Raw genomic sequence first — 12,846 nt, forward strand, 5'->3', positions numbered from 1 at the left:
ACGCCCTGTCGCCTTTGCCCCGGGCTACCGGGCCCCCACGCCTCCACGCCCCGTCGGAGGCCGCCGCCCTCCTACGCCCCGTCCTCCTTCACCCCGGCCGTCGGCCCCGGGCGGCTTTGCGACCAGGCGGCCCACAGCTGGGCGTAGTGGCCGCCCGCCGCGACCAGTTCCTCGTGCGTGCCGGTCTCCACGACTCGGCCCCCGTCGAGGACCACGATCCGGTCGGCGGTCGCCGCCTGCGGCAGACGGTGCGCCACCAGCAGACCCGTGCGCCCCTCCAGGGCCTTGAGCGCCGCCGTCTCCAGGACGCGCGCCCCCGCGCTGCCCGCGTCGGCCGTCGCCTCGTCCAGGATGGCGATGGGCGGGTCGGCGAGGACCAGCCGGGCCAGCGCCAGATGCTGGGCCTGCGTCACCGTCAGCCGGTGCCCGCCCTCGCCCACGACCGTGTCCAGACCGTCGGGCAGCGCCTCGGCCCACTCCAGCGCGCCCACCTTGTCCAGCGCGGCCCGCAGGGCGTCGTCGTCCGCCTCGGGACGGGCCAGCCGCAGGTCCTCGGCGAGCGGACCGGCGAAGACGTGGACCTCCTGGCTGATGAGCGTCACCGCCCGGCGGACCCCCGCGGGGCCCAGCTCGCGGGCGTCGGCCCCGCCCAGCGTGATCGACCCGCCGGCCGGCCGGTGCACCCCCGCGATCAGCTTCGCCAGCGTCGTCTTGCCCGCCCCGCTGGACCCCACCAGCGCGACCCGCTCCCCGCCGCTCACCTCCAGGCCGACGTCCCGCAGCACCGGATGGCCGGGCACGTAGGCGTAGTCGAGCGAGGAGACCTTGACCGAGCCGTCCACGGGTACGGCCCGCCCGTCCGGCTCCGGCGGCGCGGCCAGGGCGGACACGCCGACCAGCCGGGCGAGGCTCGCGCCCGCGGACTGCACGTCGTCGAGGAGGAACAGCGCCGCGTTGACCGGGTTGAACAGACTGTGGAAGTACAGCGCGGCCGCGGTCGCCGTACCGATGGTCACCGCCCCGTCGTCGACCAGCAGGAAGCCGGTGACCAGGACGGACGTCATACCGATGAACTCGGCGAGGTTGAGCCGCGAGAAGAACCCGGTGACGACGTGGATGCCGCGCAGCGCCAGGTCCATGGCGGCGCGCGAACGCCGCTCCATGAGGTCCAGCTGCGGCCCGTTCAGCCGGAACGCGCGGACGGTCCGCACCCCCCCGACGCCGTCGAGCAGCTGGTGCTGGAGCGCGCCCGTGGCCACCCGGTGCTCGGCGTACACGGGGGCGGCCCGGCGCAGGTACCAGCGCACGGCCAGCACCTGTACGGGCACCGCCCACAACGCGGCGAGCAGGAACCGCCAGTCGAGCACGGCGAGGCCCACCAGGGTGAGCACGATGGTGAACGCGGAGCGGGAGAACTCCGGCAGGGCCTGCCGCACCGACTTGGCGATCACCGTGACGTCGCCGGTCACCCGGGACACCAGGTCGCCGGAGCCGGCCTCCTCGACCCGTTCCAGCGGCAGCCCGAGCGCCCGCTCGACGAACCGTTCGCGCAGCGCGGCGAGCACCGTCTCGCCCAGCCGGGCGACGAGCGCGCTGCCGACCGCCGTGGCCGCGCCGCGCGCCACGGCCACCACGACGAGCAGCACCATCGGCACGATCAGCGCGTCCGTGCCGCGCCGTTCCACCACCAGGTCGACGACGTGTCCCAGCAGGGGCGCGGTCAGCAGGCCGATGCCCGTACCGGCGACCAGGACACCCACCGCGGTCACCGCGGAGAGCCGGTGCCCGCCCAGCATCGAGCGGAGCGCGGCCAGTGTCTCGGCGCCGGTGGCGGTCGGAAGGAGCGCACGCTCCTCGGGGCCGGTGCGGCTCATCGTCTCCTCGATCGGTGCGTCGTCGCTCCGCCGACCGGTGTCGTCGGCGCCGGTGTGCGTGGAGGTCATGCCAGCACCGCCGCGCGGTAGGCCGGGTCGGCGGCCACGAGTTCGGCGTGCCGCCCGTCGGCGGTCACCGTGCCGCCGTCGAGCACCACCACCCGGTCGGTCACCGCGAGCAGTGCGGGGCTGGTGGTGACCAGGACCGTGGTGCGGTCCCGGCGCAGGTCCCGCAGCCGGGCGGCGATCCGCGACTCGGTGACCGTGTCCACGGCGGTGGTCGGGTCGTGCAGGACGAGCACGGGCCGGTCCGCGGCGAGCGCCCGGGCCAGCGCCACCCGCTGCCGCTGGCCGCCGGAGAGGGACCGGCCGCGCTCGGCGAGGACCGTGTCCGCGCCGTCGGGCAGCAGCCGGGCGACCTCGTCGGCCGCCGCGGCGGTGAGCGCCGGCTCCACCGCGGCCGGGTCGGTGTCCGGCCCGCCGCGCACGTTGTCCAGCAGACTCGTCTCGAACAGGTCCGCGTCGTGCGGGGCCACCAGCACGGCGCGGCGCACGTCGTCGGGGTGAAGGCCCGTCAAAGGCACGCCGTCGAGTTCGATCACACCTTCGGCCGGGTCCGTCTCCCGGGCCAGGCAGCGCAGCAGGTCGTGGGCCGCGGCCGGGTCCCCGCTCACCACGCCCGTGAGACTCCCCGGCGCGAGATCGAGGTCGATGCCGCGCAGCGCGCCGAGCGTGACGCCGCGCAGCCGCAGCCGTCCGGCGACCGGCTCGGGCAGCGCCGCGTCACCCGGCTCCACGGCGGCGGGAGCGGCCAGCACCTCGGCGATCCGCCGGGCGGACGCGCGGCCCTGGGCGAACTCGGCGTTGACGAAGGTGAGCAGCTGGAACGGGCCGAGCAGGAACTGCGCCAGCCCCACCGCCGCCACCAGCTCACCGACGCTGATCGAGCCGCGCATCGCCAGATACGCGCCCACCATGGCGATGACCGCGATGAAGACACCGGTCAGCGCCAGCACCGCCCCCTCGTGCCCGGCCCGGCTGCGGGCGGCGCGCAACGCCGCCGCCAGCGAGTCCTGGCTGGTCCGCCGGTACCGTGACACGGCCGCCGACTCGGCGCCCATCCCCTTCAGCACCCGCAGCCCGTCGACCAGGTCCGCGGCGACCCCCGAGGCATGGGCGGCCCGCTCCTGCTCGGTCTCGCTGCGACGCTCCAGCGGCCCGCTGATCCGGTGCCCCAGCCACAGCAGCGGCGGGATGCCGAGCAGCACGAGCAGGCCGAGCGGCACGGAGATGCGCAGCAGCGCCACCGCGCTGACCGCGAGCGCGGCGAGCGCCGATGCCCCGTACGACAGGACGGTGACCGCCCCGCCCACCCGCCGGGCGTCGTTGGTGGCGATGCTGGTCAGCGCGCCGGGGAGCCGGTCGGCGTCGGCGCCCCCGCGCGGGTCCAGGACCCGGGCGCCGAGGTCGAGCCGGAGCCGGTGCGTGGCCTGCTCACCCGCCGCCTCCGTGATCCGGGCGCCCACGCGGTAACACGTCGACAGGACCAGGAAGATGACACCGAGCAGCACCAGCAGCCGCAGCAGCGTGCCGGACGAGCCCTTGGCCACCGCCTCGTCGATGATCACGCCCACGACCACGGGCACCAGTGCCTCGCACGTCTGGTGCCCCATCCCGAGGAGCGACGCCGTGACGACACTGCGCCGCCGGCCCCTGATCGCTCCACGGAGGATGTGCCCCCCGGTCGGTCCTCCAGCCGGCATGTGCGGCACCTCCGCGATGGTCAGTTGGTTAGGTAAGGCTACTCTGAACACGGGAGTCCAGATACAGCGCCCGGCGGGCGCGCGAGGACGTGCGCCGGGGCCCCGTCGCACACCCAACCCCCGCTCGCTGACGCCGCGTTGACCACCCGCTTCGCCTTCGGTTAGCCTCGCCTAAGCTGAACTCGCCGGTCGTGCACGCCGTCCGCACAGCCCGTGCCGGCCTCGCGCACCACCGCCAGGGGGAGTTGTCGTTGACGATCGAAACCCGGCCGGTGTCCACGGAACAGCCCCCCGCCGCGGTCGCGCCCCGGGCCCGGCGCGGCGTCACCGCGCTGCGCTCGCTCGGACTTCTCCTCGCGCTCCTCGCGCTCGTCCTCGTCGGACTGGTCAGCGTGTGGGTGGGCACCCAGGACATCCCGTTCACCTCGACGTGGACCCTGCTCCGGCACCCCGACGGCTCCGAGACGTCGGTCATCATCCACGACTACCGCATCCCCCGCACGCTCCTGGGCCTCGCCGTCGGCACGGCCCTCGGACTGTCCGGCGCGCTGATGCAGGCGATGACGCGCAACCCGCTCGCCGACCCCGGACTGCTCGGCGTGAACCTGGGCGCCTCGACCGGCGTGGTCGTGTGCATCGCCTTCCTGGGGGTCGGCTCGGTACTGGGCCAGGTGTGGTTCGCGCTCCTCGGCGCGGTCGTGGCGACACTGGTGGTCTACCTGCTGGGCTCCGCCGGGCGGGCGGTGGCCACCCCCGACCGCCTCGTCGTCGCGGGCGCCGCCGTCACGGCCGTCCTGTACGCCTTCAACTCGGCGGTGCTGCTGCTGCGCCCACGCGCCTTCGACCAGTTCCGCTTCTGGACCGCCGGCTCCCTCGCCGGCCGTACCTTCGACGTCCTCCAGGCCGTCCTGCCGTTCGTCGCCGTCGGCGCGCTGCTCGCCCTCGCGCTCGCCCCCGCGCTCAACGCGCTCGCCATGGGCGACCAGCTGGGCCGCGCCCTCGGCGTGCACGTCGTCCGTACGCGGGTGCTGGGCGCCGTCGCCGTCATGCTGCTGTGCGGAGCCGCCACGGCCGCCGCCGGACCGATCGGCTTCGTCGGCCTGGCCGTCCCGCACGTCGCCCGGTTCGTCGCCGGCCCCGACCAGCGGTGGGTGATGGCGTACTCGATGCTGCTGGCGCCCGTCCTGCTGATCGGTGCCGACGTCCTGGGCCGGGTGCTCGGCGCCCCGGGCGAGGTCCAGGTCGGGATCGTCACCGCGTTCCTGGGCGCCCCGCTGTTCATCGCGCTCTGCCGTCGCCGGAAGCTGGTCATGCTGTGAGCCCCGTACACAAGACGCAAGCCCCCGCCGGCCCGCCCGCCGCCGAGGACGCCGCCGTGCCCCGGGTGGTCAGCGGGCTGGTCGTGCGCACCGGGGGAGCGGGGCTCTCACTGCGCGTCCCGCCCCGCTCCGTCGCCGTGAGCGTCGTGCTGCTCGCCGTCCTCGTCACGGTCATGGGCATCAGCCTGACCACCGGGGACTTCGAACTCTCCGTGACCGAGGTCGTCCGGGCACTCACCGGGAGCGGCTCCCCCGGCGCGGACTTCATCGTCAACACCCTGCGCATGCCGCGCCTGGTCACCGCCGTGTGCGTCGGCGCCGCCCTCGCCGTCAGCGGCGGCATCCTGCAGAGTCTCACCGGCAACGCGCTCGGCAGCCCCGACGTCATCGGCTTCACCAACGGCTCCGCCGTCGGCGCCCTGACCGTCATCATCGTGCTGCACGGCAGCATGACGCAGATCGCCGTCGGCGCGCTGATCGGCGGTCTCGCCACCGCCGCCGCCGTCACCCTGCTCATCGCCGGCCGGGGACTGCAGGGGTTCCGGCTGGTGGTCATCGGCATCGGGGTGAGCGCCCTACTGCTGGCGGTGAACTCCTACCTGATCACCCGGGCCACCTTCCAGGAGGCGCTGGAGGCCCAGGCGTGGCTCCTCGGCAGCCTGAACAACCGCGGCTGGAGCCAGGCCAACACCATCGGCGTCGCCGTCGTCGTGCTGCTCCCGGTCGCCTTTCTGCTCGCCCGCCGGCTGTCCATGGTGGAGATGGGCGACCCCACGGCGACGGCCCTCGGCGTCGATGTCGCCCGCACCCGGAACCTGCTGCTCGTCGTCTGCGTCGCCCTGGCCGCGTTCGCCACCGCCGTCGCCGGGCCCATCTGGTTCATCGCCCTGGCCGCCCCCCAGGTGGCCCGGCGGCTGACCCGGTCCTCCGCCCCCTCCCTCGTCTCCACCGCCCTCATGGGCGCCGTGCTGCTCACGGCGAGCGACCTCGCCGTGCAGCGGCTGTTCACCGACGCCATCCTCCCGGTGGGCGCGGCGACCGGCACCATCGGCGGGCTGTACCTCATCTGGCTGCTGGTCACCGAGTCGCGAAAGAGCCGCGCATGACAGGAACACACCTCCCGGCCCCGCGGCTGCGGGCCGAGGACCTGACCCTCTGCTACGACCAGCGGACCGTGGCCACCGGCCTCGGCGTCGACATCCCCGACCACTCCTTCACGGTGATCGTCGGACCGAACGCCTGCGGCAAGTCCACGCTCCTCAAGGCACTGGCCCGGATGCTCAAGCCCAAGGCGGGGGAGGTGTACCTCGACGGAGCGGCCATCGCCTCGTACCGCACCCGCGAGGTCGCCCGCCGCCTCGGACTGCTGCCGCAGTCGTCCACCGCCCCCGGCGGCATCACGGTGGGCGACCTGGTGGCCCGCGGCCGCTACCCCCACCAGCGGCTGCTGCGGCAGTGGTCCGCGCAGGACGAGACGGCCGTGGTCGAGGCGATGCGCCGGACCGGGGTGCTCGACCTCGCCGGCCGGCCCGTGGACGACCTGTCCGGCGGCCAGCGCCAGCGGGTCTGGCTGGCCATGGTGCTCGCCCAGCAGACCCCCGTCCTGCTGCTCGACGAGCCCACCACCTTCCTGGACATCGCCCACCAGGTCGAGGTGCTGGACCTCTGCGCCGAGCTGCACGCACGCCAGGGACACACCGTCGTCGCCGTCCTGCACGATCTCAACCAGGCCTGCCGCTACGCCACCCACCTGGTGGTGATGCGGGCCGGCGGTGTCGTCGCGGCCGAGGGGGACCCGGCGTCCGTCATGACCGCCGAGCTGGTGGAGGACGTGTTCGGCCTGCCCTGCCGCATCATCGACGACCCGGAGACCGGTACGCCCCTGATGGTGCCCGCCGCCCCGCGGCGCCCCACGGACGCGGGCCCCGAGGGCCGTCCGCGGGCCACCGCGCCGGCCGCCGTCCCTCCGGCACGCGGCTGACACCCCGCCCTCGCCTCCGGACCTTCCCCGCGCGATCCTGGACAACGGGCCTATGATCGGGACCATGAAAGTTGAATGTAAAACTTTCCTGGGTGGTGGAGGGACGAGCGCATGAGCAACACGGAAACGCACCCGGCCGAGTCGGTCTGCGGCGCGGACGCCGACGGACCGCCACCGCCGGGCATCGAGGTCATCACCCCGCGGGACGTCCCCCTCGGCGGTCCCCGGGCCATGCGCGTGCGCCGGACCCTGCCCCAGCGGGCCCGGACGCTCATCGGGGCATGGTGCTTCGCCGACCACTACGGCCCCGACGACGTGTCCGAGTCCGGCGGCATGCGCGTACCGCCGCACCCGCACACCGGACTGCAGACGGTCAGCTGGCTGTTCAGCGGCGAGATCGAGCACCGCGACAGCCACGGTGTCCACGCCTTCGTCCGGCCCGGCGAACTGAACCTGATGACGGGCGGCCTCGGCATCAGCCACTCCGAGGTCTCCACCGACCGCACCACGACCCTGCACGGCGTGCAGCTGTGGGTGGCGCTGCCGGAGGAGCACCGGGCCGCCGGCCGGGACTTCCAGCACCACGTCCCCGCACCCCGCGCACTCGACGGCGGCGAGGCCCGTGTCTTCCTCGGCACCCTCGCCGGCGACACCTCACCGGTGCGCACCTTCACCCCGCTGCTGGGCGCGGAGGTCACCCTCGATCCGGGCGCCGCCGTGACCCTCGACGTGGACCCCGGCTTCGAGCACGGCGTCCTCGTCGACAGCGGAGACGTCCTCCTCGCCGGTACGCCCCTGAAACCGGCCGAACTCGGCTACGCGCCCCCCGGCCGCACCGCCCTCACCCTGACCAACGCGGCGACGGAACCGGCGCGCCTGATCCTCCTGGGCGGACCGCCCTTCCAGGAGGAGATCGTCATGTGGTGGAACTTCATCGGCCGGTCGCACGAGGACATCGTGCGGGCCCGGGAGGACTGGATGACGGGGACCCGTTTCGGCGAGGTGCGGGGGTACGACGGGGCCCCGCTGCCCGCGCCGGAACTGCCGAACGCGCCACTGAAGGCTCGGCGAAGGGCGCGCTGACCTGCGAAAACATGGGTCCTGTGCCAATGGGGCCCGATCGTTGCTGTGTCCGCCCGACGACGCGGACACCTCACGGAGTCGGGCTTCGGCTCTGGCTGCCCACGCGCCTCTGAAGCTGTCCGCGATTCCCAAGGTAGGGGCATCTGCGGGCAGCTTCAGCCGAACCAATGCTGACCCTTTCCTGACTTACCTGATGGTGAGTCAGGAAGGGATGACGTGGAGTCCTCTCCGCTTCAACCCCGCATGGCGCTTCCTGCGTGCGGCGACGCTCCGCTGATACGGGCTTCGGTGTCGACGCGCACGTGGCGTCTCAACCGCCCACGCGGTAGACGGTGGTTGAGTACGGGGAGGGTCTTCCGCACGGTGAGTGGGCGCCCGCATCGCTCGGTCACGCCGATCCTCCAGTCGATTCGCCCATGACCGGGCCAGCCAGTTCATCGTCGACGTCGGAACTTGCCTGCGTCGACGACCGTCTCGATCTAGATCAAGGTCGTCCGGGAGTGTCCAATGGACGGCGCATTCGAGGCTCAAGGAGACACCTGATGAGCGAGACCATCACCGCGGACGAGGCGAACGAGGCTGGAAGCTCAGCGACCACCGCTCATCCGCATCAGCCGCGTGGAAAGGCGGCCCATGCAGTGATGGCGAAGCCGTCGCCCTCTTGCCTGGCCTCGGCGGCCCCGTGCCCCGGCCAGTGGGCCGGGATGATGAGCTCGCGCAGCTCGGCAGCTCGGGAGAGATAGGCGCGGCGGGTCTTGGCCGCGAGCTGGAGGTCGTCGCAGAAGCAGCTGTTCCAGCCGGGTTCGAGGACTTGTACGGGGCTGTGCAGCATGTCCCCGACGAAGACAGCGCGGTCGGTGCCCGAGCGCAAGGTGAGGACGGACGAACCGGGGGTGTGGCCCGGTGCGGCCTCCAGCAGCAGGCTGTCGTCGATGCGGTGGGTGTCCTCCCACAGCACCACCTGTCCGGCGTGGTGGATGGGGGCGATGCTGTCGTTGAACACGAGTTTGCTGCCCTCCCAGCGGAGGCGCTCGTGCTCGTCGCGCGGCGCTCGGCCGCGACGGGGGCTTTCCGGGTCGAAGTACAGGTTGTCGGCGCGCGGGATCAGGTATGTGGCGTTGGGGAAGGTGGGTACCCATTGGCCGTCACGCAACTCGGTGTTCCAGCCGACGTGGTCGTAGTGAATGTGAGTGTTGACGACAACATCGACGTCCTGGGGCTCGACGCCGGCCTCGCGCAGGCGGGCGAGGTAGTCGGTCCGTAGTCCGGCGAACTGCGGGACCTGCGGACGCTCTCGGTCGTTGCCGACTCCGGTGTCCACCAGGATGGTCCGGTCCTCGCTGCGCAGGACCCAGGTCTGGATGTGGCAGCGGTAGGCGTCGTCGGCGGGAGTCCAGAAGTCAGGCGCCAGCCACTCCTGGTTGCGCCGCCAGGTCTCCTCGTCGCTGTCCGGGATGATGAAGCGGTTAGTACGGATGGGGCCGGACCACTCGATGACGCGCGTGATCTCGACGTTGCCGAGCGTAATAGTGTCTGCGGGCACGACAGATCCTCCGGAGAGAGGCGGGACGGGTCGGATACGGATTCGGTCGTCGCGCGGCGGTGGTTCAGGCGGTCCGCGCCGGTTCGTCCGGTGCGAGTGCGTAACGGGCCAGGAAGGTGCGGACGGCCTCCTCGATCACCACGTCCGCCGGGGGCTGACCGGCCGTCTCCTCCTCGAAGGCCATGATCCTCGGCCAGACGAGGAACTCCTGGACCATGCCCATGAACTGTCGGGCCGCGAGGCGGGTGTCCGGGCATCGCAGGCGGCCGTCGACGACCAGGGCGTCGAGACAGTCCGCGAACGCGTCCGCGATCGGCCCCTTACCCAGCTGGTAGAACTCCTCGGCGATCCACGGCAGGCGCCCGGACTCGCTCACCACGAGCCGGGCGAAACGGATCTGGTCCGTCTCGGCGGTGAAGCGCTGGAGGGACTGGGCGAACCCCCGCAGGATGTCGTCGACGCTCGCACCCAGCGGGCATTCGACGAGCCGACGATCGGGGCCGGCGAACGTCGACCAGTGGCGGCGGACCATCTCCCGGAAAACCGCCTCCTTCGATCCGAAACGGTTGTAGACGGTCTGCCGTGAAACTCCCGCCCCTTCGGCCATCCGATCCAGATTCACGCCGTCGTAGCCGTCGGCGAGGAAGAGGTCCTTCGCCGCAGCGAGGATCTTCTCCTCGGAGGCCGACCTGCGCCCCCCGCCTCCCTCATGCCGTGACCCAGGCCGGCCTGCGCCCAGTTGTCCACCCACGCCGTTCCGCTCCTCGCTCACATACCGGGCTCACCTGCCCAGTCGGGCTTGCCGGCGCGGGGTCGCCGTCTCCGGGGCAGGCGTGCCCGCTCACAACAAGAGCCTCGATCAATCCATGGCTGACCTGACTAGCTGTACTTTACAGTACAGTCCAATTTCTAGGGTCCAGATCCGTCGATGTGCAGGGGGAGGCGGCGGGAGAGGGGCGCGAACGGGCCGACCACGCCTTCCGCCACCGGCGCTCCGCCGAGGCTGGGAGACTCCGAGTGGCGACCGGCTGAGATGTCGGCCGAGAAGCGCGGTCGCTTCGACCTCGACGAGAACGTCCGGCTCGAGAGGTGCTCGACGCCGATGGCCCGGTCGCACGAGGACATCGTGCGGGCCCGTGAGGACTGGATGACGGGGCCCGTTTCGGCGAGGTGCAGGGGTACGACGGGGCCCCACTGCCCGCGCCGGAACTGCCGAACGCGCCCTTGAGGCCGCGAGGAAGGGTGCGCTGAACCGTACCCCTGCCTCGGGCCTCCGGTTCCCGCCCCCGGGTGCCTCGAAGCTGACCGCACGGGGGCACGCGGCCCTCACCTCTTGCGCCGGTCAGGTACCGGTGTCCCGGAGCGCGGCGCGTACTCCCGCTGTCGTACGCGTTCGCTGCGAAGCGCTCGTACGGTGAGGCTGTGAGCCGTTCCGTCCCCTGGCGCCGCCCGCGCGTTCCCCGGCCGCTGCCTCCGCCGCTCGCGGATGCGGCGGTCGCGGTGGTCGTCGCGGTGTTCACCGGATCGGACGCGGCGGTCAACGACGCCGGTCACCGGCAGGCCGACGGGGTGACCTGGCTGCTGTTCGCGGTCTCGATCGGCGCGCTGCTGGTGCGCAGCCGGTGGCCGGTGGCGGTCGCGGTGGTCACCGGGGCGGCGTGCGCGGGGTGGGCGCTGTACGGGCACATCGGTGAGCTGCTGAACCTGCCCGTGATGGTCGCCCTGTACACGGTCGCCGTGCACGGCGACCGCCCGCGCACCGTCCGTACCGGCGTGGTGGCCGCGCTCGCCTCGGGGACCGTGTCGCTGGTCGCCGGGATCGACGTGGCCCAGCCGCAGGGCGCGCCGTTGCTCGAGATGCTGTGGCCGCTGGTGCCGCTGCTGCTGGGCGAAGCGGTGCGGGGGAGACGGGAGTTGGTGCGCGAGTACGCGGACCGGGCGGAGCGGGCGGAGGCGGAGCGGGAGCGGGAGGCCCGGCGCCGGGTGGAGCAGGAGCGGGTGCGGATCGCCCGGGAACTGCACGACGTGGTGGCCCACACCGTGTCCGCGATGACCGTGCAGGCGGGCCTGGCGCTCGACGCGTTCGAGAAGAGGCCGGAGGTGGCGCGCGCGGCGATGCGCCAGGTGCGGGCGTCCGGCAAGGAGGCGGTACGGGAGTTGCGGGCCACGGTGGGTGTGCTGCGCGCGGAGGGCGGCGCCCCGACCGGCCCCGCACCCCGGCTGAGGGAGCTGACGGAGCTGGTGGAGCGGGTGCGGGCGGCCGGCCTCGAGGTGGACCTGCGCCTGGACGGCGGGGCGCTGCCGCAGGTGGTGGAGCTGGCGGCGTACCGGATCGTGCAGGAGGCGCTGACGAACGTGATCAGACACGCCGGGGCACGGCACGCGGCGGTGGCGGTGACCCGGGACGGCGACCGGCTGGTCGTGGAGGTCGTCGACGACGGGAGCGCCTCCGCCGGACCGGGTGACGGCTTCGGCCTGATCGGCATGCGGGAGCGGGCCGCGGCCGTCGGCGGCCGGACGGAGGCGGGGCCGGTACCGGGCGGCGGCTGGCGGGTGCGGGCGGAGCTGCCCGCCGACCGGGGAGCGCCGGAGTGATCAGGGTGGTGCTGGCCGACGACCAGACCGTGGTGCGGGCCGGCTTCCGGGCCCTGCTCGACCTGACCGACGACCTGGTGGTGGTCGCGGAGGCCGCCGACGGCGCGCAGGCGGTGGAACTGGCCCGCACCACCCGCCCCGACGTGGTGCTGATGGACATCCGCATGCCCCGGACCGACGGCCTGGAGGCCACCCGCCGCATCGTCGCCGACCCCGCCCTCGACGCCGTACGGGTGCTGGTGCTGACGACGTACGAGGCCGACGAGTACGTCTTCGAGTCCCTGCGCGCCGGGGCGGCGGGCTTCCTGCTGAAGGACATCGACCCGGACGACCTGCGTGCCGCGATCCGCACGGTCGCGGCCGGGCGCAGCCTGCTCGCCCCCGCCGTCACCCGCCGGGTGATCGAGGAGTTCACCCGGCTGAGGGCGCCCGGGGCGCGGGCCCGGCAGCGGTTGGACCCGCTGACCGACCGGGAGCGGGAGGTACTCGCGCTGGTCGGCCGCGGGCTGTCGAACGACGAGATCGGAAGCCGGCTGATCATGTCCCCGCTGACGGCGAAGACACATGTCAGCCGGGTGATGACCAAGCTGGGGGCCCGGGACCGCGCGCAACTGGTCGTGGCGGCGTACGAGACCGGTCTGGTGCGGGCCGGGGAGGACTGACTACTCCCGGCGGAGTAGCGGCCGGC

10 protein-coding genes and 1 pseudogene are annotated in these 12,846 nt (G+C 73.3%); 7 read left to right on the forward strand and 4 right to left on the reverse strand.

Translation table 11 applies throughout. The annotated features are described in order from the left end of the window. Positions 1-71: 71 nt before the first annotated feature. Positions 72-1,943, reverse strand: coding sequence for an ABC transporter ATP-binding protein (locus tag FHX78_RS34190; RefSeq protein ID WP_373313065.1), 1,872 nt, complete (start codon positions 1,941-1,943; stop codon positions 72-74). Beyond that, positions 1,940-3,637: an ABC transporter ATP-binding protein gene (locus FHX78_RS34195; RefSeq protein ID WP_145871216.1), complete on the reverse strand. Its 1,698-nt coding sequence runs from the start codon at positions 3,635-3,637 to the stop codon at positions 1,940-1,942. Before FHX78_RS34195 ends, FHX78_RS34190 begins: the two co-directional genes overlap by 4 nt. A 245-nt stretch (positions 3,638-3,882) precedes the next feature. Between FHX78_RS34195 and FHX78_RS34200 the strand changes: the two genes are divergently transcribed. The 4 genes from FHX78_RS34200 (at position 3,883) to FHX78_RS34215 (ending at position 8,020) form a co-directional block, all read left to right on the forward strand. Beyond that, positions 3,883-4,956 (forward strand): FecCD family ABC transporter permease, encoded by a 1,074-nt coding sequence (locus tag FHX78_RS34200; protein ID WP_189908671.1) that lies wholly within the window; start codon positions 3,883-3,885, stop codon positions 4,954-4,956. Continuing rightward, complete coding sequence (locus FHX78_RS34205; protein ID WP_145871218.1) at positions 4,953-6,062, forward strand: FecCD family ABC transporter permease; 1,110 nt, start codon at positions 4,953-4,955, stop codon at positions 6,060-6,062. The genes FHX78_RS34200 and FHX78_RS34205 overlap by 4 nt, the downstream gene beginning before the upstream one ends. Next, positions 6,059-6,937, forward strand: coding sequence for an ABC transporter ATP-binding protein (locus FHX78_RS34210; protein WP_145871219.1), 879 nt, complete (start codon positions 6,059-6,061; stop codon positions 6,935-6,937). The genes FHX78_RS34205 and FHX78_RS34210 overlap by 4 nt, the downstream gene beginning before the upstream one ends. Positions 6,938-7,048: 111 nt before the next feature. Next, positions 7,049-8,020, forward strand: coding sequence for a pirin family protein (locus FHX78_RS34215; protein WP_145871220.1), 972 nt, complete (start codon positions 7,049-7,051; stop codon positions 8,018-8,020). 610 nt (positions 8,021-8,630) lie between these two features. Here FHX78_RS34215 and FHX78_RS34220 read toward each other — a convergent pair. Beyond that, on the reverse strand, positions 8,631-9,563 hold the full coding sequence (locus FHX78_RS34220; RefSeq protein WP_145871221.1) for an MBL fold metallo-hydrolase: 933 nt from the start codon (positions 9,561-9,563) through the stop codon (positions 8,631-8,633). Between the two features lie 64 nt (positions 9,564-9,627). Then, positions 9,628-10,314 (reverse strand): TetR/AcrR family transcriptional regulator, encoded by a 687-nt coding sequence (locus FHX78_RS34225; RefSeq protein ID WP_145871222.1) that lies wholly within the window; start codon positions 10,312-10,314, stop codon positions 9,628-9,630. Positions 10,315-10,686: 372 nt separating this feature from the next. On the opposite strand from FHX78_RS34225, the pseudogene FHX78_RS37800 reads away from it, so the two are divergent. The 3 genes and pseudogenes from FHX78_RS37800 to FHX78_RS34240 all read left to right on the forward strand — a co-directional run. After that, a pseudogene (locus FHX78_RS37800) lies at positions 10,687-10,814 on the forward strand (pirin family protein); the annotation flags it as partial. Positions 10,815-10,985: 171 nt separating this feature from the next. Beyond that, positions 10,986-12,158 (forward strand): sensor histidine kinase, encoded by a 1,173-nt coding sequence (locus FHX78_RS34235; protein ID WP_145871223.1) that lies wholly within the window; start codon positions 10,986-10,988, stop codon positions 12,156-12,158. Continuing rightward, entirely contained in the window at positions 12,155-12,820 is a 666-nt protein-coding gene (locus tag FHX78_RS34240) for a response regulator (protein WP_145871224.1), read from the forward strand. The genes FHX78_RS34235 and FHX78_RS34240 overlap by 4 nt, the downstream gene beginning before the upstream one ends. Positions 12,821-12,846: the final 26 nt, after the last annotated feature.

This window comes from Streptomyces capillispiralis, assembly GCF_007829875.1.
Taxonomy (GTDB): Bacteria; Actinomycetota; Actinomycetes; order Streptomycetales; family Streptomycetaceae; genus Streptomyces; species Streptomyces capillispiralis.